General features: G+C 72.1%; 22 protein-coding genes. 19 read left to right on the top strand and 3 right to left on the bottom strand.

What is annotated here, in order from left to right; all coding sequences use genetic code 11:
* Window positions 1–80: 80 nt before the first annotated feature.
* Window positions 81–374: a WhiB family transcriptional regulator gene (locus tag AB1673_02185; protein ID MEW6152784.1), complete on the top strand. Its 294-nt coding sequence runs from the start codon at window positions 81–83 to the stop codon at window positions 372–374.
* Here AB1673_02185 and AB1673_02180 read toward each other — a convergent pair.
* On the bottom strand, window positions 304–1,185 hold the full coding sequence (locus AB1673_02180; protein MEW6152783.1) for a glutamate formiminotransferase: 882 nt from the start codon (window positions 1,183–1,185) through the stop codon (window positions 304–306). The two genes, AB1673_02185 and AB1673_02180, sit on opposite strands and share 71 nt — an antisense overlap.
* 197 nt (window positions 1,186–1,382) lie before the next feature.
* Between AB1673_02180 and pstS (AB1673_02175) the strand changes: the two genes are divergently transcribed.
* The 9 genes from pstS (AB1673_02175) (at window position 1,383) to AB1673_02135 (ending at window position 8,451) form a co-directional block, all read left to right on the top strand.
* Window positions 1,383–2,483 (top strand): phosphate ABC transporter substrate-binding protein PstS, encoded by a 1,101-nt coding sequence (gene pstS / locus AB1673_02175; protein MEW6152782.1) that lies wholly within the window; start codon window positions 1,383–1,385, stop codon window positions 2,481–2,483.
* Window positions 2,480–3,448: a phosphate ABC transporter permease subunit PstC gene (gene pstC, locus AB1673_02170; GenBank protein ID MEW6152781.1), complete on the top strand. Its 969-nt coding sequence runs from the start codon at window positions 2,480–2,482 to the stop codon at window positions 3,446–3,448. The genes pstS (AB1673_02175) and pstC overlap by 4 nt, the downstream gene beginning before the upstream one ends.
* Window positions 3,445–4,362 carry a phosphate ABC transporter permease PstA gene (pstA, locus tag AB1673_02165; GenBank protein MEW6152780.1) on the top strand — a complete coding sequence of 306 codons (918 nt, stop codon included), beginning with the start codon at window positions 3,445–3,447 and terminating at the stop codon, window positions 4,360–4,362. Before pstC ends, pstA begins: the two co-directional genes overlap by 4 nt.
* A 51-nt stretch (window positions 4,363–4,413) precedes the next feature.
* Complete coding sequence (gene pstB / locus AB1673_02160) at window positions 4,414–5,325, top strand: phosphate ABC transporter ATP-binding protein PstB (GenBank protein ID MEW6152779.1); 912 nt, start codon at window positions 4,414–4,416, stop codon at window positions 5,323–5,325.
* Window positions 5,322–5,981, top strand: coding sequence for a phosphate signaling complex protein PhoU (gene phoU / locus AB1673_02155; protein MEW6152778.1), 660 nt, complete (start codon window positions 5,322–5,324; stop codon window positions 5,979–5,981). The genes pstB and phoU overlap by 4 nt, the downstream gene beginning before the upstream one ends.
* Window positions 5,982–6,064: 83 nt before the next feature.
* Window positions 6,065–6,340, top strand: a complete 276-nt coding sequence (tatA, locus tag AB1673_02150) for a twin-arginine translocase TatA/TatE family subunit (protein ID MEW6152777.1) — start codon at window positions 6,065–6,067, stop codon at window positions 6,338–6,340.
* A gap of 88 nt (window positions 6,341–6,428) precedes the next feature.
* Window positions 6,429–6,929: a sigma-70 family RNA polymerase sigma factor gene (locus AB1673_02145; protein ID MEW6152776.1), complete on the top strand. Its 501-nt coding sequence runs from the start codon at window positions 6,429–6,431 to the stop codon at window positions 6,927–6,929.
* Entirely contained in the window at window positions 6,926–7,390 is a 465-nt protein-coding gene (locus AB1673_02140; GenBank protein MEW6152775.1) for a zf-HC2 domain-containing protein, read from the top strand. The genes AB1673_02145 and AB1673_02140 overlap by 4 nt, the downstream gene beginning before the upstream one ends.
* Entirely contained in the window at window positions 7,387–8,451 is a 1,065-nt protein-coding gene (locus tag AB1673_02135; GenBank protein MEW6152774.1) for a hypothetical protein, read from the top strand. Before AB1673_02140 ends, AB1673_02135 begins: the two co-directional genes overlap by 4 nt.
* A gap of 146 nt (window positions 8,452–8,597) precedes the next feature.
* Here AB1673_02135 and AB1673_02130 read toward each other — a convergent pair whose 3' ends face one another.
* On the bottom strand, window positions 8,598–8,846 hold the full coding sequence (locus AB1673_02130; protein MEW6152773.1) for a WhiB family transcriptional regulator: 249 nt from the start codon (window positions 8,844–8,846) through the stop codon (window positions 8,598–8,600).
* A gap of 181 nt (window positions 8,847–9,027) precedes the next feature.
* On the opposite strand from AB1673_02130, the gene AB1673_02125 reads away from it, so the two are divergent.
* The 4 genes from AB1673_02125 to AB1673_02110 all read left to right on the top strand — a co-directional run bounded on the left by AB1673_02125 (window position 9,028) and on the right by AB1673_02110 (window position 12,797).
* A complete protein-coding gene (locus AB1673_02125; protein MEW6152772.1) occupies window positions 9,028–9,318 on the top strand; it encodes a hypothetical protein in 291 nt (96 codons plus the stop codon).
* A 212-nt stretch (window positions 9,319–9,530) separates the two neighbouring features.
* The gene (gene pstS, locus AB1673_02120) at window positions 9,531–10,652 is read left to right on the top strand and encodes a phosphate ABC transporter substrate-binding protein PstS (protein MEW6152771.1); all 1,122 of its coding nucleotides are present in this window, start codon (window positions 9,531–9,533) and stop codon (window positions 10,650–10,652) included.
* 115 nt (window positions 10,653–10,767) lie between these two features.
* A complete protein-coding gene (locus AB1673_02115) occupies window positions 10,768–12,030 on the top strand; it encodes an ATP-binding protein (protein ID MEW6152770.1) in 1,263 nt (420 codons plus the stop codon).
* A 14-nt stretch (window positions 12,031–12,044) separates the two neighbouring features.
* Window positions 12,045–12,797, top strand: a complete 753-nt coding sequence (locus tag AB1673_02110; GenBank protein MEW6152769.1) for a response regulator transcription factor — start codon at window positions 12,045–12,047, stop codon at window positions 12,795–12,797.
* Here AB1673_02110 and AB1673_02105 read toward each other — a convergent pair.
* Window positions 12,752–13,123, bottom strand: a complete 372-nt coding sequence (locus tag AB1673_02105) for a helix-turn-helix transcriptional regulator (protein ID MEW6152768.1) — start codon at window positions 13,121–13,123, stop codon at window positions 12,752–12,754. The two genes, AB1673_02110 and AB1673_02105, sit on opposite strands and share 46 nt — an antisense overlap.
* A 122-nt stretch (window positions 13,124–13,245) precedes the next feature.
* Here AB1673_02105 and AB1673_02100 point away from each other — a divergent pair, with 122 nt between their 5' ends.
* The 5 genes from AB1673_02100 to AB1673_02080 all read left to right on the top strand — a co-directional run bounded on the left by AB1673_02100 (window position 13,246) and on the right by AB1673_02080 (window position 19,479).
* Window positions 13,246–15,372, top strand: a complete 2,127-nt coding sequence (locus AB1673_02100; GenBank protein MEW6152767.1) for an RNA degradosome polyphosphate kinase — start codon at window positions 13,246–13,248, stop codon at window positions 15,370–15,372.
* Window positions 15,365–16,891, top strand: a complete 1,527-nt coding sequence (locus AB1673_02095) for a CYTH and CHAD domain-containing protein (GenBank protein ID MEW6152766.1) — start codon at window positions 15,365–15,367, stop codon at window positions 16,889–16,891. Before AB1673_02100 ends, AB1673_02095 begins: the two co-directional genes overlap by 8 nt.
* Window positions 16,888–17,301, top strand: coding sequence for an NUDIX hydrolase (locus AB1673_02090; GenBank protein ID MEW6152765.1), 414 nt, complete (start codon window positions 16,888–16,890; stop codon window positions 17,299–17,301). The genes AB1673_02095 and AB1673_02090 overlap by 4 nt, the downstream gene beginning before the upstream one ends.
* Before the next feature lie 58 nt (window positions 17,302–17,359).
* Window positions 17,360–17,836: a phosphoglycerate mutase family protein gene (locus tag AB1673_02085; GenBank protein ID MEW6152764.1), complete on the top strand. Its 477-nt coding sequence runs from the start codon at window positions 17,360–17,362 to the stop codon at window positions 17,834–17,836.
* Window positions 17,837–17,949: 113 nt separating this feature from the next.
* Window positions 17,950–19,479: a Ppx/GppA phosphatase family protein gene (locus AB1673_02080; protein MEW6152763.1), complete on the top strand. Its 1,530-nt coding sequence runs from the start codon at window positions 17,950–17,952 to the stop codon at window positions 19,477–19,479.
* The last annotated feature ends 181 nt before the right edge of the window (window positions 19,480–19,660 follow it).

Genomic DNA, 19,660 nt, shown 5'->3' with positions numbered 1-19,660 from the left:
GCGCGCGGGGCCCCTGCGGGGCAATGATCTCACACAGTTGTAATTACATCGGTGCCAATCACATGAGGGGAGGCCCACCGATGGAGGTAGCAGCGAGCGGGCGGCGGGGCCACCGTTTCGACGTCGGTGACCGGAGCTGGCAAGTTCAGGCCAACTGCCTCGGAGTCGATCCAGACCTGTTCTTCCCGGAGCGGGGCATGTCGACGCGCGAGGCCAAGGCGGTGTGCCGGGCTTGCGTGGTGCAGCAGGACTGCTTGGAGTACGCCCTCGTCAACGGGGAGAAGTTCGGCATCTGGGGCGGGCTCAGCGAACGGGAGCGGCGCCGCCTGCGCCGCCAGCGTTCCCTGACCCGGCGCCCGGCCGCCTCGGCCTGACGGCCAGGCGGTGCTCGATCGTCCGGTCGGCGTCGAGGTCGAGCTCGGCCCAGCGGGCCGGGGGCACGGCCTCGAGCACTGACGCGGGGACCAACCCGACCAGTTCGGCCCGCTCCACCGGGGCTCGGGCGGCCACGAAGTCGTACACGTCGCCCGGGCCGGTCGACGCCGGCTCGACGAGGTTGCAGGACACCTGGGCCCGGCCCCCGAGGTCGAGGCCCAGGGACCTAACCGTCGGTGACCGCAGGTCGGCGGCGATCGACCGGGCAGTGGCCAGGGTTGCAGACGGGGCCAGCCAGAGGTTGTAGGCCACCAGTACGGGCCGTGCCCCCACGCAGATGGCCCCCGCCCGGGGATGGGCCACGGCCGGCCCGGCCGACGGCGTGATTGCCGACCAGGCCAGCCTCCTCACCTCGGGGAGGCCTCTTTCGGGCCCGTAGACGAAGCACGGGACCCCCAGCTTGCGGCCGGCCCAGGCCGCGAACCGGTCCCGGGCGGCGACGGCGTCGGCCAATGTTGCCCCGGCCAGGGGCACGAACGGCACGACGTCGACCGAGCCCAGCCGAGGGTGGGCGCCGACGTGGAGGCCCAGGTCGATGAGCCCCACGGCCGCAGTCGTGACCGCCCGGGCCGCCTCCTCGACCTCCGGCCCTGGCCCGCCCAGGGTCAGCACCGAGCGGTGGTGGTGGGGGTCGCTGTGCACGTCGAGCAGGCAGGGCTGGGCGGCGGCCACCAAAGCGTCGATGACGGCGCCGTCGGCACCCTCGCTCACGTTGATCACGCACTCGAGCAGCGCGGGGGCTCTGGCCATGGCCATCAAGCCTGCACCACGTCGGCCCCGGGCCCCACGCCGGCCCCGGGCCCCACGCCGGCGCCCGAACCGTTCGCCCGCCGTTCAACCGGCGTTCACCTGACGTACCGGGGTCGTTCACGGGCGGTCCCTACCTTGGGGAGCGATCGGATGTCCCGGCGCGATCGGGCCCCTTGGCCCTCGGAGAGGTGGCACAAGTGAAGCGACGGTTACATGGTTGGTTGGCGGCCCCGGCGCTCATCGTCTGCCTGGGGCTGGTCGCGGCGGCCTGCGGCGACAGCGGCGGTGGCGACGCGGGCTCGGGCGGCACGGGCGGGGGCGGGCCATCTCAGGTGCAGCTGGCGGCGGCCACCCTCAACGGCTCGGGTGCCACCTTCCCGCGGGCCTTCTACGAGGAGGTGATCCTGGCCTTCAAGGACGCCCAGCCGGCGGTCACCGTCAACTACGCGGGCGGCGGATCGGGCACCGGGCGCCAGAACCTGCAGGACGGTGTCGTCGACTTCGCAGGCAGCGACGGCCTGGTGAGGGCGGACGACGTCCCCAAGTACAAAGGTGAGTTCTTGTACTTCCCCACTGTCGTGGCCCCCATCACCGTCTCCTACAACCTGAGCGGGGTCGACCGCTTGTCCCTCAACGCCGACACGATCGCCAGGATCTTCCAGCGTCAAGTCACCGTGTGGAACGACCCCGCCATCGCGGCCACCAACGCGGGTGTGTCGCTGCCTTCGACCCCCATCGTGGTAGCCCACCGCTCCGACGGCTCCGGTACCACCGAGAACTTCACCAAGTACCTGGCGGCCGCCGCGCCCAACGTCTGGACCAGGGGCTCGGGCTCCACCGTCGAGTGGCCCACGGACACCCAGGCGGGCAACGGCAACACCGGCGTGGCCCAGATCGTGCAGTCCACCAACGGCGCCATCGGTTACGTCGACCTGGCCGACGCCAAGGCCAGCGGGCTCAAGTTCGCCTCGGTCATAAACAAGGCGGGCCAGCCGGTGACACCGACCCTGGCTGCGACCTCGGCGGCCCTCGACGGGGTGCCGGTCAATGCCGACCTCACGTACAACCCGCTGAACGCCGACGGGGCCACCTCCTACCCGATCTCAGCCCCGACGTGGGTCCTCGTCTACAAGAACCAGACCGACCGGGCCAAGGGCGAGGCCCTCAAGGGCTTCCTGACCTTCATGCTGACCGAGGGCCAGGAGCTGGCCGAGGACGTTGACTACGCTCGCCTGCCCGTGAGCCTCCAGCAGAAGGCACTGCAGAAAGTGAACGAGATCGTCGTCCCGGCCCCATGACGGCCACTCGGCTCCCGCCCCGGGCCAGCCTCCTCGGCAACCGCCGGCGCCTGGCGGACCGGGCGTTCCACCTCGGGAGCTGGCTGAGCGGGGCGGCCGTCTTCGTGGTGCTGGCACTCATCGCCTTCACGATGACGAACCGGGCCTGGCCGGCCCTGAGCGCGGAGGGGGTCAGCTTCGTGACCTCCTCCCGCTGGGCCCCCTCTCAGGACATCTACGGGGCCCTGGCCTTCATCAGCGGGACCATGCTCATCTCGCTCATCGCGCTGGCCCTGGCCGTGCCTGTCAGCATCGGGATCGCCCTGTTCGTGTCGGTGATCGCCCCCCGGTGGCTGCGCCAGCCCGTCGTCTACCTGATCGACCTGCTGGCCGCCATCCCCTCGGTGGTGTTCGGTCTGTGGGGCCTGCTGGTGGTGGCCCCGGTCATCGTGAGCTTCTACGACGACGTCTCCCGGGTGCTGGCCCCCGTACCACTGGTGGGCGGGATCTTCTCGGGGCCGGTCAACGGCAAGAGCCTGTTCACGGCCGGGATGATCCTCGCCCTGATGATCACCCCGATCGTCACCTCGATCAGCCGCGAGGTGTTCGACACCGTCCCCCGCAGCCTCAAGGAGGCGGCCTGGGCCCTGGGGTCGACGCGGTGGGAGATGATCCGAGGGGCGGTGTTCCCCCACAGCCGCGACGGGGTCATCGGGGGCGTCATGCTGGGCCTGGGCCGGGCCATGGGGGAGACGATCGCGGCCGCCCTGGTCATCGGGTCGAGCCCCCAGCTCACGGCCCGGATCTTCGGCAGCGGCGACGCCATGGCGGCCGTCATCGCCAACCAGTTCGGGGAGGCCGGCGGTCTACACCGCTCGGCGCTCATCGGTCTGGGGGTGCTGCTGTTCCTCATGACCATCGTCGTCAACCTGATCGCCCGAGCCATCGTGGCCCGCCAGGAGGCCCGTCTGGCAGGCCTGCGATGACCGCCACCGGCACCCGGCCCGCACCCGGGGCACCTCTGGCCCCTGGGCTCGGGGCGAGGCTCGTATCGACCCTTTCGGCCGGTCGGCGCTACCGCAACCGGCTGGCGACCTTGCTGATCTGCGGGGCGGTGGTCATCGCCGCCGTGCCCCTGGGGCTCGTGCTGATGTACGTCATCCGCAAAGGCGGGGCGATCGTCGACGTCCCGTTCTTGACCAGGGACATCCCCGTCAGCTCTCGCCGGCCGGGCCCGGGAATGGGCCCGGCGATCGTGGGGACGCTCCTGATCACCCTCGGCGCGGCCGCCATGGCGATACCCCTGGGGGTCTTCGCGGCCGTCTATGTCAACGAGTACGGCAAGGGGTCGCGGTTCGCTGCGGCTGTCCGCTTCCTCAGCGATGTGATGGCCGGGGTCCCGTCCATCGTCATGGGCCTGTTCATCTACACGGTGTGGGTCATCACCTTCGGTCAGTCGGGCTTCGCCGGGGCCATGGCCCTGGGCGCCCTGATGCTGCCCATCGTCATCCGCTCCACCGAGGCCATGCTCAAGCTCGTGCCCAACGATCTTCGGGAGGGGAGCGCGGCGCTGGGGGCCACCCGTTCGCGCACGATCCTGACGGTCGTGCTGCCCGCGGCCCTGCCCGGGATCACCAGCGGCGCGCTGCTGGCCATCGCCCGGGCCGCTGGGGAGACGGCGCCTCTGCTGTTCACCATCGGGGCGGCCAGGACCCTCAATCTCAGCCTCTTCGAGGGTGTCAACACCGCGCTGTCGACCCAGATCTTCGCCAACGCCCAGCAGCCGTTCCTGCCCGCCCAGGACCGGGCCTGGGGCGCGGCCCTCACCCTGATCGTGCTGGTCCTGGTGTTGACGGTCCTCGGGCGGCTCATCTCGTCGAGGTTCTCGACGAAGCGATGACACCTACGTTAGGCAGTCTTGGGATCGACGGCCGCGGGCTAGGAGCGAGGAGTGACGTTGGAGGCCGAGGAGCAGGGGGACGAGGACGAGATGAGTAGTGAAGCACCCCTCGATGTAGCCGTGCGCAAGCCCGACGTGGCTGTGCCCGCCCCCGGCCCGGCCCCGGCGGATGCCTCGAAGGAAGAGGCGGTCGTCTTCGAAGTCTCGGGGCTCGACGTGTATTACGGGTCGTTCCGCGCCCTTCGTGACGTGAACCTCACGGTCCCGAAGGGCAAGATCACGGCCTTCATCGGCCCCTCGGGTTGCGGCAAGACGACGCTGCTGCGGTGCCTCAACCGCATGAACGACATGATCCCCGGGGCTCGGGTCGAAGGCAAGGTCACCTACCACGGTGAGGACCTCTACGCCCCCGCGGTCGACCCCGTCGAGGTCCGGCGGCGGATCGGGATGGTGTTCCAGCGGCCCAACCCGTTCCCCAAGTCGATCTTCGACAACGTCGCCTTCGGGCCCCGCATCAGCGGCCAGCGAAAGGGCCTCGACGAGCTGGTCGAGCGCTGCCTGCGCAAGGCCGCCCTGTGGGACGAGGTCAAAGATCGCCTGAAGGTGCCCGCCACCTCGCTGTCGGGCGGCCAGCAGCAGCGGCTGTGCATCGCCCGGGCCATCGCCACCGAGCCCGAGGTGATCCTCATGGACGAGCCCTGCTCGGCTCTGGACCCCATCGCCACCGTCCGCATCGAGGACCTCATGCAGGAGCTCAAAGACGAGTACACGATCGTGATCGTGACCCACAACATGCAGCAGGCGGCCCGGGTCAGCGACATGACGGCTTTCTTCACGGCCGAGGTGAACGAGAAGTCCGACACCCGCACAGGGATCCTGGTGGAGTACGACCGTACGAACAAGATCTTCACCGGGCCGGCCGACGAGCGCACGGAGAGCTACGTCACCGGCCGGTTCGGTTGAGCGGCCGGGCCCACTTCGACGAGGCCCTCGATGCCCTGCGGGTCGACGTCGGGGCGCTGGGCGGGATGGCCGAGGACGCAGTGAGAGATTCCGCCGCCGCCCTCGTTGGGGACCGGCCCGAGCTGGCCGAGAGGGTCATCGCCGGCGACGACGAGATCGACCGGCTCTTCGTGGCCCTCGAGGAGAGGGCTTACCAGCTCGTGGCCCAGCAGGCCCCCGTGGCCCACGACCTGCGGTTCCTCATGGCTGTGCTGCGGGTCATCTCCGACTACGAGAAGACGGGCGACCGGGCCGTCTCGGTGGCCAAGGTGGCCATCGCCGAGTGGGAACGGGAGCCCCACAGCCTCACCCTGCTGGGTCGCATGGCCGACCTGTCCATCGAGTTGCTGGTGCAGTCGCGACGGGCCTGGACGGGCCAGGACTTGGTGAGGGCCCGCCAGCTCAAGGCGCGCGACGACGTGCTGGACGACTGCTACCGGCGGCTGGTGCGCCACCTGCTCGACCAGGGCTCGCCCGGGGCGAGCGGGCTCGTGCTCTACGCCCACTCGGCCGGCCGTCACTTCGAGCGGATCGCCGACCACGCGGTGATCGTGGGCGAGAGGGTCGCTTACCTTCTGACTGGGGACCCGGGAGCGCTGGCCGCCGAGGTCCGATGACGGTGCCCAGCCTGGGGCCGGAACGGCCTGTGAGCCGAAGACGACCTCGGCATCACGGCCGGGGCCTGTAGCCTGGGAGGACCATGGGAAGCATCGGAGCCCCAGAGCTGATCATCCTGCTCGTCGTGATCCTCCTGCTGTTCGGGTCCACGAAGTTGCCGAAGCTGGCCCGCTCGGTGGGCCAGGCGTCCAAGGAGTTCAAGAAGGGCGTCAGCGAGGGCGCTCGCGACGGCGACGACGGCGCGGCCGCCGACCAGCCCGACCCGGACGAGAAGGTCACCATGACCAAGGCCGAGCTCGACGCCATGCTGGCCGAGCGCGAGGCCAAGGCCCGCAAGGACCAGCCCCCTACAGCCTGAGGGCGGAGCACTGGGGGCCTATCTGCCCGGTGGCGTCCGGGACCTTGCCGTCGGTCCCGGGAACCGGGCGGCGGCCGCCGTCGTTCCTATGACCGGGGAGGAGGTCCCATCCTGGGAGGAGATCGCCCGTAAGTACGGGCGGTTCCTCTACACGGTGGCTTACCGCCTCACCGGCAACGACGACGACGCCAAGGATCTCGTGCAGGAGGTGCTGCTCCGGGTGCACAAGGGCCTCAAGACCTACCGGCCCGGCTCCATGGAGGGCTGGTTGAGCCGCATCACCACCAACGCCTTCCTCGACGATGCCCGCCGCCGCCGGCGCCGGCCGGCCGAGCCCCTGCCCGACCAGCCGGAGCGGGTCACGCCGCCATCGCCCGCGGCCGACGTCGTGCTGGCCTCCGAGGCCCTGCCCGAAGACGTGCAGGAGGCCGTACGGGCCCTGCCTCCCGGCTACCGGGCCACCCTCGTGCTGTCTGACGTCGTCGGCCTCAGCTACCAGGAGATCAGCGACACCCTGGACGTTCCCGTGGGAACGGTGCGCAGCCGCCTGCACCGTGCCCGGGCCCTGCTGAGGGAGGCCCTGGCGTGACGGCCGGTGGTACCGATGGGCCTGACCACCTGGGCGACCTGCTCTCGGGCCTGCTCGACGGCGAGCTGTCCCCGGGGGCCGACGCCGGCGCCAGGCGCCACCTGGAGGCGTGCCACGACTGTGCGCTGGAACTGGAGTCGGTCCGCCGGGTACGGGCCTGGGTGCGCGGCCTGCCCCCCGTCGAGCCCCCGTTCGGCTTCTACGAACGCCTGCTGGGCGACGAGCGGCGGGGCCTGGGAACGGCTCGCTGGCCGTGGTCGTCGCCCCGGGTGGGCGTGGCTGCCTTCGCGGCCAGCGCAGCCGCCGCCGTGGTGCTGCTGGGCCTGGCCTCGCCCTCGGAGCCGCCCGTCACCACGCCCGTCAGCCATTTCGTGGAAGCCCACGTCACCGGTGCATCCCTGGGCAGCGACCCCCTCAGCGGCCTGGCGCCCATCGGCGTCCCCGTGACCTTCAGCCGGTGACAACGCCGCCCCGGCGGCCCCCGGCCCGCGTCGCGGTAGCCCGCGTCCCGTTGGCGGCCGCGGTGGGGGCAGTGGTGGCGGTGGTGGCCTCCGTCACCGTCGCGTCGCCCCTGACTGCCGGTTCGACCGCTCCCCCGGCGGGCTTCGACGAGCAGCCCCTCCAGGCCGCCGGCCAGGCGGCCGCCGAGGTGGCCTTCGTCGGCGCCCTTCGGGTGACCTGGAGCGAGGGAGACCGGCGCCACAGCGAATCCCTGTTGGTGCAAGGCGGCGACGGCGCGGTGCTGGTCAGGGGTGGCAACCAGGTGCTGGCCTCCGAGGGGGCCCGCCTGGTCGAACACGCCGGCGGCCGGTGGGACCTGCTCTCGCCGCCCGGCAGCGCACCTGCGGGCCGGCCCGCCCTCAGGACGAAGTACCAGCTCACTTCTTACGGCGGGGAGCCGGTGGTGGGCCGTTCGACCCGAGTCGTCGAGGTCCGCCACGGGGGAGTGCTGCTCGAGCGGCTGTCACTCGACGACGAGACCGGTCTGCTGTTGCGGCGCGAGCAGTTCGCGGGCGGGCCGTCACCCACGCGGGTCGTCGAGTTCGAGACGCTGACGATCGGGGAGGCGACGGTGCCCACCGTGCCCACCCGGGTGTTCGACGCCGCCCCCGAGGTGGTGCCCGCCACCAAGGTGCCCTCGAGCGTCTCAGCCCCCGCCACGCTGGCCGGCGGTTACCGGCTGGTGGGCGTGTACAAGCGCGGCGGCGTCGCCCAGGTGGTGTACAGCGACGGCCTCTACGACCTCTCGGTCTTCCAGCAGCCGGGCCGGCTCGACCGGGGCAAGGGCCCGGCGGGCGACCCGGTGGTTGTCGGGGACCACCGCGGCTCGCACCTGGCGTGGGCCGGCGGCCACATCGTCACCTGGGAAGGTGGCGGCACCGTCCACACGGCGCTGAGCGACGCCCCCCTGGCCCAGTTGCTCCCGGCTGCAGCCTCGTTGCCCTTGGCCGGCTCGCCGTCACCGTTCCTGCGCCGCCTCCGCCAGGTCTGCCGGGCCCTGGTCCAGCCCTTCGCGGCCTGACCCCACGGGAAACCACGGGAAACCACGCGAAACCACGCGAAACCTGCGCGGGAATCGTGGGCAAAACGCCCACGATTCCCGCGCAGGTTTCAGGGGCGGTTCAGGGCGGTTCAGGGCGGTGGGGGCGGTGGGGGTCTTGGGGGCGTTCAGCGGGCGACGAGGCCGGCGCGCTCGAGGCGGCGGCGCCGGGCGATGCGCCGGCGTTCGCGCTCGGAAGCGCCGCCCCAGACGCCGTGGTCGATACCGTTGGCCAGCGCGTACTCCAGGCACGGGAGCTTCACGGGACAGGTCGCGCAGATGCGGCGGGCCACTTCGACCCCCACCCCGTCGCTGGGAAAGAAGACAGAGGGCGGCTCGCGCCGGCAGTTGCCTTCCGCCATCCATTCCGTGTCCATTGGACCTCCTTGCTGGCCCCCACGTACATCAACGGTGGCAACCTTCGTCCGGTTCCCTGTGTTTCTCCTGAGCGTTACCCGGCAACGTCATGAGCAATCACGTTCGTCTGTTCCTACGTAGGCGAGGGTGTGCCCGGATCGGCTTCCGGCCCGGGCACGAGGAAGTAGCCTCGGGCCTGCCATGGCCGACACCGCAGAAGAAACCGAACAGCAGCCCCCCAGGGGCCACGTCCGCATCGTCTACCTCGGGCCGGTGGCCCCCCACTGGGACGTCGTCTCCAGCTTCGGGGACCGCAACGTGATCGAGGAGTTCCGGCAGCGGGCGCTGGCCCGCCTCCTCCTGTTGCCGCCCCACGACCCCCAGTTCCGGCGGAACCGGGAGCGGGTCGTACGAGACGCCGAGCGTGAGGTCCTGCTCCTCGACTGGGACTTAGGCGTGCCTGACGACGACCTCGACGATGGGACGGTCTAGGCGCTTGCCCGGCCCGACGGGTCGACAGCCTGTTGTTGACGGCAAGCGCCTCCGACCGCGCGAGCGCCAGCGAGCCGGGCGGGGATGGGGGAGCACGGCGCAGCCGTGCGTCGGGGGCGCAGCCCCCGAGGTAACTAGGCGCTTGCCCGGCCTGCGCGCCTCGTGAGCCCGGGCGGGTCCCCGCCCCCCGGGGACAGATAGGCGCTGACGCGGTGCGCCGTCCTGTCCGGACGCGGGCGATGGCCGTCCTGCTGGCTCTTCTAGCCGTGCTTGCCGGGGCGTGCCTGGACGGTGGCCCCGAGGTCACCCCGTCGGTCCTCGAAGGGCCGGTGCGGCCCGTCGGGGCCGACGACGTGGCCGCCCTGGCCGGGGTCGGTTCGTCACTGGTCGAACCCCTCGTGCAGGCGTGGGCCTCCGACTACCGCCTGGTGGCCCCCGCCGTCTCGGTCGCCTTCGAGCCCCTCGTGCCCGTGGCGGCGGCCTCTCGGTTCGGAGCCCCCGGTCCCGACTTCCTGGCCACCGACGTTCCGCTCACGGTGGCCGAGGAGGACGAGCTCGGTGGGCGCGAGGAGGTCGTCCACGTCCCGTGGGCCACCAGCGCCATCGCCTTGCCCTACAACCTCCCGGGGGTGCCCGAACTACGGCTGTCCCCCGACACCGTGGGTGCCATCTTCTCCGGACGGGCCCAGCGGTGGGACGACCCCGCCATACGGGCCGACAACCCGGCTGCTCGCCTGCCCAGCCTCGCCATCGGGGTCGTGTTCCCCGCCGAGGCGTCCGGGACGACGGAGGTGTTCACCTCCTACCTGCAGGCGGCCGCGCCCGGGGGATGGGCGCTGGGCTCGTCGGCCACGCCCCCGTTCCCCCGGGGCCAGGGGGCGGCCGGCCCGGCGGCCGTCGTCGCGGCCGTGGGCGCCACTGCCGGCGCCATCGGTTACGCGCCCCTGGCCTATGCCCGCGCCGCCTCGGCCCCGGTGGCGTCCCTAGGCAACCGATCGGGCCGCTACCTGCAGCCCACACCCGCGGCGGTGAACGCGGCAATGGCCGGTGCGACGCTGCGGCCCGCCTCGCTGGCTGCCACCCTGCTGTTCACGCCCGAGGCCCCGGGGGCCTATCCCCTGTCCACCCTCACCTACGTCGTCTACCAGAGGACGGGGCCCGATCCCGCCCGAACGGACGCCTTACGCCACTTCGTCTCGTGGGCCCTGACGGAGGGCCAGCGCTACGCCGAGCCCCTGGGTTATGGCCCCGTGCCCCGCCAGTTCGCGGGTACGGCGCTGGCCGCGGTCGACCGTCCGCTGGAGGTCGAAGACCCAGAAGGCCCCGAGGAGTAGGCGGGCCGGCAGTAGGTGAACTCGGGGTGAACGCCCGGCAAAGTCGGGGCGGGACCGGGCCTCCGGTGCCCCCGGTGGCGCGCCGGCGCACCGCCGCCCCCGTATCGTGGGCCCGATGGAGCTGACGATCCCGACCGTGGCGGTGGTCGCCGCGGCGGTGGTGGTCGTCGGGTTCCTGGTCCTGGCCCGGCGGTCCCGGCGGGCCACGGTGCGGCGGGTGCTGGCCTTGAGCGCCCGCATGGGCGACGAGGGCCTGGAGCTCGAGGGCCGGGGCGGCATCGAGAGGTCTCTGGCCCGCCTGGAGCGCACCGCCGGGGCATCTATGAGCCGGGCCGACGAGGCCCGCCAGGGCCGTGACCGGATGGAGCTGGCCCTGGGCATGGTGCCCGAGGGCATCGTCGTGTGTAACGAGCAGGGCGAGGTCGTGTACCGCAACTCGGCCGCCGAGCAGTTCCTCGGGTCGGGCCAGCCCGAGGTCTTGGCCCAGGAGGCCGTCACCCGCCTCCTCAAAAGTGCCGTGGAGGGCCACGAGGTGTCGGAGTCGCTGGAGCTCTACGGGCCTCCTCGCAAGACCCTCGAGATCCGGGTGCGGTCGCTGGAGTCGGACTGGCGGGGCATCGGGGCCATGGCCGTGATCGAGGACGTGTCGGAGAAGGTGCGCCTCGAGGCGGTGCGGCGGGACTTCGTCTCCAACATCAGCCACGAGCTGAAGACCCCGGTCGGCGCCCTGGGGCTGCTGGCCGAGACGGTGGCCGGTGAGGACGACCCCGAGGTCGTCAGCCGCTTGGCGTCACGCATCCAGGCCGAGGCCCAGCGGGTGGCCCGCATCATGGACGACCTGCTCGATCTCAGCCGCATCGAGTCCGAGGAGACCCCGACCCGTGAGCCCGTGGCCGTTCACTTGGTCGTAGCCCAAGCGGCCGAACGGGTGCGGGTGGCGGCCGAGCAGCGGGGCATCCGCATCCGCATCGGTGAGCCGCCGCACACCCTCACCGTGCTCGGGGACCGCCGCCAGTTGGTGTCGGCCCTCTACAACCTCATGGAGAACGCCGTGAAGTACTCCGACCGGGGTTCGACCGTCGAGGTGGGGGGACGCACCGACGGCCACTGGCTGGAACTGCGGGTGCGCGACCACGGGATCGGCATCCCCGACCAGGACCTGGAGCGGATATTCGAGCGCTTCTACCGGGTCGACCGGGCCCGGGGCCGAGACACGGGAGGGACCGGCCTCGGCCTGGCCATCGCCCGCCATGTGGCCAATAACCACGGGGGCGACATCAAGGTGGAGTCGGCCGAAGGGGAAGGTTCGACCTTCACGCTGCGACTGCCCACAGGCCCGGCCGCCCTCCTGCAAGGCCAGTCGGCCAAAGCCGGGTAAGGGAGGAACAGGCTATGGGCGATCCCGAGATCACCGTGCTGGTCGTGGAGGACGAGGAGTCGTTCGTCGACGCCCTCACCGTGGGGCTCAAGCGGGAGGGCTTCCGGGTGGTCGTGGCCCGCGACGGGGCGGAGGCCCTGGTCCTGTTCGACGCCGTGAAGCCCGACGTCCTGCTCCTCGATGTGATGCTCCCCCGGGTCTCGGGCCTCGACGTGTGCCGTGAGGTGCGCGCCCGCTCCAAGGTGCCGATCATCATGGTGTCGGCCAAGACCTCCGAGATCGACACCGTGGTCGGCCTGGAGGTGGGGGCCGACGACTACGTGCCCAAGCCCTACCGGCTGCGGGAACTGGTTGCCCGCATGCGGGCTGCGCTGCGCCGGGCGCCCCGCCCCGAGGAGCCGACCGAGGGCCCCGTGCTGGCGGTGGGCGACGTCGTGCTCGACCCGGCCCGCCACGAGGTATCGGTCCGCGGCAACCCCGTGAGCCTCCCGCTCAAGGAGTTCGAGCTCCTCGAGCTGCTCTTGGAGAACGCCGGGCGGGTGCTGACCCGCGACACGCTCATCGACCGGGTCTGGGGCCACGACTACGTGGGCGACACCAAGACGCTCGACGTGCACGTGAAGCGCCTGAGGGCCAAGATCGAGGACGACCCGTCGGCGCCCACCCGGATCACCACCATCCGGGGCTTGGGTTACAAGTACGAGGCGGCGCCCGCCCGCCCTCAGGCGGACTCGGCGGCCGACGCCATCTCGCCGTCGGCCCCGTAACGCGCGAGGAACGTGGCCACGAAGGGCTGGGCGGCGGCCATGCCCCCGGCCCACAGGGCCAACTGCGTGCGGCCCTTGTCGGTGACGTGGTAGGTCCGCCGGGACGGCCCGGCCTCCGAGGTCTCCCAGCAGGACAGGACGAGCCCCCGCTTCTCGAGGCCCCGCAAGGTGCGGTAGAGCTGGCCCCAGTCGTGCTGCTCGACGCCCAGTGCGCCGAGTTGGTCGCGCAGGTTGTAGCCATAGGCCGGCTGGTCCTCAATGAGCATGAGCAGTGCGGCCTGAAGGTAGTGCTTGGGTAGCTCTCGGGATGGGTGTGGCCTGATCATGGTCCGACCTTAGGGACGGTGGGTTACGGCCCGGCGGCCGGCAGGCGAACCCTGTGCGACGCCAGGGTTTCGCGCCTGTTACCGGGCCCCGGGCCCCGGGTCTGCGAACTACTCTCAGACCGATGGGCGTCGACCTCGAACGTGAGCCAGCGAGCCAGGCCGCCGTCCCGGTGCCCGCCGGGGAGCCCGAGGGCACGAGCCGCTTCTTCAACCGCGAGCTGTCCTTCCTGGACTACTGCGCGCGGGTGTTGTCCATCGCCGAAGACCCGGCCCAGCCCCTGCTGGAGCGGGCCAAGTTCCTGGCCATCGTCAGCGAGCACCTCGACGAGTTCTTCCAGGTGCGGGTGGCGGCCCTCAAGGGCCAGGTGGCCGCCGGCCTCGTTCCCACCTCCCCCGATGGCCTCACGCCCAGTGAGCAGCTCAGGGTCATCCGGGGAGCGGTCGTCGACCTCGTGGACCGCATGTGCTCGACCTTCCTGGGCGGGGTGGCCCCGGGCCTGGCCGCCGCCGGGATCGTCCTGTCCGACTGGGGCACCCTCGAAGACGACGACCGGGCCTACCTCGAGCGGGTCTTCGAGGAGCGCATCTTCCCCGTCCTCACGCCCCTGGCCGTCGACCCCGGCCACCCGTTCCCTTACATCAGCAACTTGTCGCTCAACCTGGCGGTCAACGTGGTTGACCCGAGCACGGGCGAGCGCCGGTTCGCCCGGCTCAAGGTCCCCCCGTCGCTCCCCCGGTTCATCGTCACCCCCGACGGCGAGCGCTTCGTGGCCTTGGAGCAGGTGATCGCCGCCCGGCTGGCTGTGCTCTTCCCGGGGATGGAGATCGAGGAGCATTACGCCTTCCGGGTGACCCGCAACGCCGACCTGTCCCTGGAGGAGGGCGAGGCCGACGACCTGCTGGCCGCCATCGAGGTCGAGCTGCGGCGCCGCCGGTTCGGCGAGGCGGTTCGCCTAGAGGTCGACAGCCGCATGTCGGCCGAGGTCTGCGAGCTGCTCATGCGTGAGCTCGAGCTGGGGCCCGACGACGTCTACGTGGTCGACGGCCCCCTGCAGCTGGGGGGGCTCATGGCCGTGCACGACCTCGACCGCCCCGAGCTGAAGGACGACCTGTGGGTGGGCGTCACCCAGCCCCGCCTGGTCGACGCCGAGGGCGCAGCCGTCGACCTGCTGGCCACGATCCGTGACCAGGACGTCTTGGTGCAGCACCCCTACGACTCGTTCGCCAGCTCGGTGGAGGCGTTCATCGAGCAGGCGTCCACCGACCCCCACGTGCTGGCCATCAAGCAGACCCTCTACCGAACCTCGGGCGACAGCCCGATCGTCAAGGCCCTGATCCGGGCGGCTGAGCTGGGCAAGCAGGTGGCCGCCCTGGTCGAGCTCAAGGCCCGCTTCGACGAGGAAGCCAACATCACCTGGGCCAAGGCCCTGGAGGAAGCCGGTGTCCACGTCGTGTACGGGCTGGTCGGGCTGAAGACCCACACCAAGACGGCCCTGGTCGTGCGGGACGAGCCCGACTGCATCCGCCGCTACTGCCACGTGGGCACGGGCAACTACAACTCCAAGACGGCCCGCATCTACGAGGACATCGGCTTGCTGTCGGCCGACCCCGACCTCGGCGCCGACCTGACCGACCTGTTCAACTACCTCACGGGCTACAGCCGCCAGGTCGAGTACCGCAAGTTGCTGGTGGCCCCGGTGACCCTACGGTCGGGCATCCTCGAACTGATCGAGGGCGAGATCGAGGCCGGACAAGCCGGGCGCATCGTCATGAAGATGAACAACCTGGTCGACTCGACGGTGATCGAGGCCCTCTACCGAGCGTCACAGGCCGGGGTCGACATCGACCTGATCGTGCGCAGCACGTGCTGCCTGCGGCCCGGGGTCCCCGGGCTGTCCGACAACATCCGGGTGCGGTCGCTCGTCGGCCGGTTCCTCGAGCACTCACGGATCTTCGCCTTCGGGCCCCGGGACGACCGCCGCTTCTTCATCGGCTCCGCCGACCTCATGCCCCGCAACCTCGACCGTCGCGTCGAGGCGGTAGCTCCCATCGAGCGGCCCGAGCTGAAGGCCCGCCTCCAGGAGATCCTCGACGTCAACCTGGCCGACGACGTGTTGGCCTGGCGGCTCGACGGCGACGGCCGGTGGGAGAAGGTGGAGACAGTGGTCGGCCTCAGCTCCCATGTGCGCCTCCAGGAGCTGGCCTACGAGCGGGCCCGCCGCCGGCGGTCCCCCGAGCCCCGTGGCTGACGGCCGCCGGGGGGCCACCGAGCGGGAGGTCAAGCTGGCGGCCTTCGCCGGGTTCACGCTCCCTTCGTTCGACGGCCTGGCCGAAGGGGTGGTCACCGAGGCCCTGACCCCTCGCACGCTCGACGCCGTCTATTACGACACCGCCGACCTGCGCCTGGCTCGCTGGGGGGTGACCGTGCGCTTCCGGGGCGGCGACGGAGGCGGGGGGTGGACGGTGAAGCTGCCCGAGGGGGAGGACGGGCCCGCCCTCGTCCGCCGGGAGGTGCCCGTGCCGGGAGGACCGGGCAGCCCGCCGCCCGCGGTCAGCGACCTGGTCAGGGCCTTCCTGAGAACTTCGCCCCTGGTGGTCGTGGCCCGCCTGCGGACCCGGCGCCGGGGCTTTGCCCTGCGCGACGAAGAAGGCCACCGCCTGGCCGAGATCGTCGACGACGAGGTGACTGTGCTGGAGGGCCGGCGGGTGGCCGCCCGCTTCCGCGAGGTCGAGGCCGAGATCGACGGGCGGGCGCCCAACGGGTTGCTGCACGACGTGGTGGCCCGGCTGCGGGGGGCCGGTGCCGGGGCGCCCGACCCCACCCCCAAGGTGGTCCGGGCCCTGGGGGCGCGGGCTGCGGCCCCGCCCGAGGTGCGGGTCGACCGCCTGGGTGACCGTCCGACGGCCGGCGAGGTGGTCAAGGCGGCCATCGCCGGCTCGGTCGTCCGTGTGCTCGTGCACGACGCCGGCGTGCGTCTGGGCGACGACCCCGAGGACGTCCACCAGGCGCGGGTCGGGACCCGGCGGCTGCGGTCCGACCTACGCACCTTCCGGCCCCTGCTCGACCCCGACTGGGCCGAGCCCCTCCGGGAGGAGCTGAGCTGGTTCGCCGACCTGCTGGGCGGAGTGCGCGACGCTGACGTGCTGGGCGAACGCCTCCGCAAGCAGGCTGCCGACCTGCCTGAGGTCGATGCCGCCGGTTTCGCGCCGGTGCTGCGCAGGTTGGCCGACGAGAGGGAGGTGGCCCGCACCCGGCTTCTCGAAGCCATGGCCTCACCCCGCTACGTGATCCTGCTCGACCGGCTGGTGGCCGCCGCCCAGGCCCCGGTCCTGGTCGAGGAGGTGGCTGCCGAGCCGGCCCACGAAATGCTCCCGGCGCTGGTGGCCACGTCGTGGCGGAAGCTGCGCAAGGCCGTGCGCGCCCTGCCTCCGGCGCCGCCCGACGACGACCTGCACGCCGTGCGCATTCTGTCCAAGCGGGCGCGTTACGCGGCCGAGGCGGTGGTGCCCGCCATGGGCAAGCCCGCCCGCCGGTTCGCGACAGCCATGGCCGGGGTGCAAGGCGTCCTCGGTGACCACAACGACGCCATCGTGGCCGAGCAGTGGCTGCGCCACGCCGTCGACGGCGCCGACGTGACCCAGGCCCTGGCCCTGGGCGAGCTGATCGCCCTCGAGCGAGCCGACGCCGCCCGGTGCCGGAGGCAGTGGCGGGCGGCGTGGGTCAAGGCCGACAAGCCGAAGCTGCGGGCCTGGCTGCCTCCGCGATGAACCCGGGCCGGACGGTCCGGGCCGCGGGCGGCGTGGTGTGGCGGCGGGGGCCCGGAGGCGGCGTCGAGGTGCTGCTGGTGCACCGCCCCCGTTACGACGACTGGACCCTCCCCAAGGGCAAGCTGGCGGCCGGGGAGGACGACCGCGCCGGCGCCCTGCGTGAGGTGTGGGAGGAGACCGGACTGCACTGCGAGCTGGGAACGGAGCTGGCCACCAGTCACTACGTCGACGCCCAGGGCCGGCCCAAGACGGTCCGCTACTGGGCCATGAGGCCCGGCGAAGGCCAGTTCCACGCCAATGCCGAGGTGGACCGCCTGCGCTGGATCAGCCTGCCGGCGGCCCGGGCGGCGCTGACCTACGACCGCGACCGGGAGGTGATCGACTCCCTCTACGAGGCTGTGCCGGAGTAGGTCCCGTCGCCCCTGTTATGGGGAACGCAGCCCTGGCCGTGGGCTTACTCTGGCGGCAATGGCCCTCTACCTCGTCCGCCACGCCAAGGCCGGCGACCGTCGGGACTGGTCGCCCGACGACCACCTCCGGCCCCTGAGCCCCAAGGGCCAGGCCCAGGCCGTTGCCCTGGCCGACCTGCTGGCCGGGAGCGGGGCCGTCCGGGTGCTGTCCAGCCCGTTCGTACGCTGTGTCCAGACGGTCGAGGTGCTGGCCGGCCGGCTGGGGTTGAAGGTGGAAGAGCACGACGCCCTCGCCGAAGGAGCCTGGGCGGCGGCCGCCGCCGACCTGGCCCGGGAGGTGGCGGCCCGGGGGCCGGGGGTGCTGTGCTCGCACGGCGACGTGATCCCCTCGCTGCTCTACCACCTCCAGCAGGCCGACGGCTTGCGCCTGGAGGGGGACAGGGGGATGAAGTGCGCCAAGGGGTCGACCTGGGCCCTCGACCTCGGGCCTGACGACCGGTTCGTACGGGGGGTCTACCTCCCCCCTCCCGCGTAGCGCCCGGTTGCCTCGGGTGCTGCGCCCCCGACGCACGGCTGCGCCGTGCTCCCCTATCCCCGCCCGGCTCGCAGTTGTCGATCCGGGGCTGCAAGCGCCTAACTTCTGACGAGATGCGGATCGCCGCTCTGGACCTCGGCACGAACTCCTTCCACCTCCTGGTGGTTGACGCCCACGCGGACGGCACGTTCGCTCCCCTGGCCAAGGAGAAGGAGATGCTGCGCCTTGGTGACGGGGTCGCCCGGGAGGGCCGAGTGCCCGAGGCCGACGCCCGCCGGGCGGTGGCCACCGTGGCCCGGTTCAGGTCATTGGCCGAGACGGCCGGCTCGGACGAGATCGTGGCCTTCGCCACCAGCGCCATCCGCGAGGCCGACAACGGCGCCGAGCTGGTCGACCGCATCCGGGCCGAGGCCGGGGTGGAGGTCCGGGTGATCTCGGGCACCGAGGAGGCCCGGCTCATCTTCGAGGCCGTGCGGGCCAGCATCGTGATCGACCCCGGGCCGGCCCTGGCCTTCGACCTCGGAGGCGGGAGCCTGGAGGTCATGGTCGGTGACCGCCAGGGCCTGCAGTGGTCCCAGAGCGTGAAGCTGGGGGTGGCCCGCCTGACGGCCGAGCTGGTCAGAGGCGACCCGCCGTCGGCCGGCGACGTGCGCCGGTTGCGCGAGCGCTACACGGCCGGCCTGGCCCCCCTGGCTGCCGAGGTGGCCCCCCGGCAGCCGTCCATGGTCATCGGCACCAGCGGCACCCTGGCCACCCTGGCCCGGATGGCGGCCGCCCGGCGGTCGGGCACCGTCCCGGTGTCGGTGAACCAGCTGAGCTTCACCCGCGACGAGGCCACGGTGCTGCACGAGCAGATCCTCTCGATGCCCGCCGCCGCTCGGGGGCGGCTGCCCGGGTTGGACGCCGGGCGGGCCGACATCATCCCCACGGGCACGATCTTCCTGCTCACGGCCATGGAGCTGTTCGGCTTCGAGGAGATCACCGTCTGCGAGTGGGCGCTGCGGGAAGGGATCGTGCTCGATGCCATAGGCCACCACGACGCCGCCGAGTGGAGCGGCGACCCGCGTGCCATCCGCCGGGCCTCGGTGCTGGAGCTGGCCCGCCGGTGCAACTGGGACGAGGTCCACAGCCGCCAGGTGGCCCGGCTGGCCGTGGACCTCTTCGACCAGACCCTGGCCCTGCACGGCCTTGGCCCGGCCGACCGGGAGGTCCTCGAACACGCCGGCCTCCTGCACGACATCGGCGCCCACGTGTCCAACGAGTCCCACCACAAGCACACCGCCTACCTGATCCAGCACGGCCGCCTCCGGGGTTTCTCCCCCGAGGAGGTGGCCGCCCTGGCCGCCCTAGGCCGGTTCCACCGGGGCAGCGACCCCCGGGTGTCCAGGGAACCGCTGGCCTCGCTCAGTCCCGAGTGGCAGCAGACGGTTCCCAAGCTGGCCGCCCTGCTGCGCCTGGCCGACGGCCTGGACCGAAGCCGCTCGGGCGGCGTGGAGGTGGTGCGCGCCGATCTCAACGGGAGCAGGGTCAAGCTGTCGGTGGAGTCCTCGGCCGACGTGGACGTCGACATCTGGGGTGCCCGGCGCAAGCGGGAGCTGTTCGAGAAGCTGTTCGACCGCCGCCTGGAGGTCCTGGCCGGCTGAGGCTGCGTCGGGGCGGCCCCGGCCCGTCCTACGATTGCGCGATGTCGAGCCCTGGGTCGCGGCCCGCCGTCGGGCCGGCGCCGGCCTGAGGGCTCGCATGCCCCGCAAACCCCCGCCGGCCGACGGCCGGGCCAGTCCCGGCCCCGCCCGCCGCCCCCCTCGTCCCGGCTCCGGGCCTGGG

This window comes from Actinomycetota bacterium (genome assembly GCA_040754375.1).
GTDB lineage: Bacteria > Actinomycetota > Acidimicrobiia > Acidimicrobiales > AC-14 > JBFMCT01.
Note: the sequence above shows the minus strand (reverse complement) of the source record. Positions and strands in the feature narration are given on the sequence as shown.

Excerpts from the sequence above, each read along its gene's own strand:
- AB1673_02185 (MEW6152784.1), top strand. The coding sequence starts at position 81 with ATGGAGGTAGCAGCGAGCGGGCGGCGGGGCCACCGTTTCGACGTCGGT.
- AB1673_02180 (MEW6152783.1), bottom strand. The coding sequence starts at position 1,185 with ATGGCCAGAGCCCCCGCGCTGCTCGAGTGCGTGATCAACGTGAGCGAG.
- pstC (MEW6152781.1), top strand. The coding sequence starts at position 2,480 with ATGACGGCCACTCGGCTCCCGCCCCGGGCCAGCCTCCTCGGCAACCGC.
- pstA (MEW6152780.1), top strand. The coding sequence starts at position 3,445 with ATGACCGCCACCGGCACCCGGCCCGCACCCGGGGCACCTCTGGCCCCT.
- tatA (MEW6152777.1), top strand. The coding sequence starts at position 6,065 with ATGGGAAGCATCGGAGCCCCAGAGCTGATCATCCTGCTCGTCGTGATC.
- AB1673_02145 (MEW6152776.1), top strand. The coding sequence starts at position 6,429 with ATGACCGGGGAGGAGGTCCCATCCTGGGAGGAGATCGCCCGTAAGTAC.
- AB1673_02130 (MEW6152773.1), bottom strand. The coding sequence starts at position 8,846 with ATGGACACGGAATGGATGGCGGAAGGCAACTGCCGGCGCGAGCCGCCC.
- AB1673_02125 (MEW6152772.1), top strand. The coding sequence starts at position 9,028 with ATGGCCGACACCGCAGAAGAAACCGAACAGCAGCCCCCCAGGGGCCAC.
- AB1673_02115 (MEW6152770.1), top strand. The coding sequence starts at position 10,768 with ATGGAGCTGACGATCCCGACCGTGGCGGTGGTCGCCGCGGCGGTGGTG.
- AB1673_02110 (MEW6152769.1), top strand. The coding sequence starts at position 12,045 with ATGGGCGATCCCGAGATCACCGTGCTGGTCGTGGAGGACGAGGAGTCG.
- AB1673_02105 (MEW6152768.1), bottom strand. The coding sequence starts at position 13,123 with ATGATCAGGCCACACCCATCCCGAGAGCTACCCAAGCACTACCTTCAG.
- AB1673_02100 (MEW6152767.1), top strand. The coding sequence starts at position 13,246 with ATGGGCGTCGACCTCGAACGTGAGCCAGCGAGCCAGGCCGCCGTCCCG.
- AB1673_02090 (MEW6152765.1), top strand. The coding sequence starts at position 16,888 with ATGAACCCGGGCCGGACGGTCCGGGCCGCGGGCGGCGTGGTGTGGCGG.
- AB1673_02085 (MEW6152764.1), top strand. The coding sequence starts at position 17,360 with ATGGCCCTCTACCTCGTCCGCCACGCCAAGGCCGGCGACCGTCGGGAC.
- AB1673_02080 (MEW6152763.1), top strand. The coding sequence starts at position 17,950 with ATGCGGATCGCCGCTCTGGACCTCGGCACGAACTCCTTCCACCTCCTG.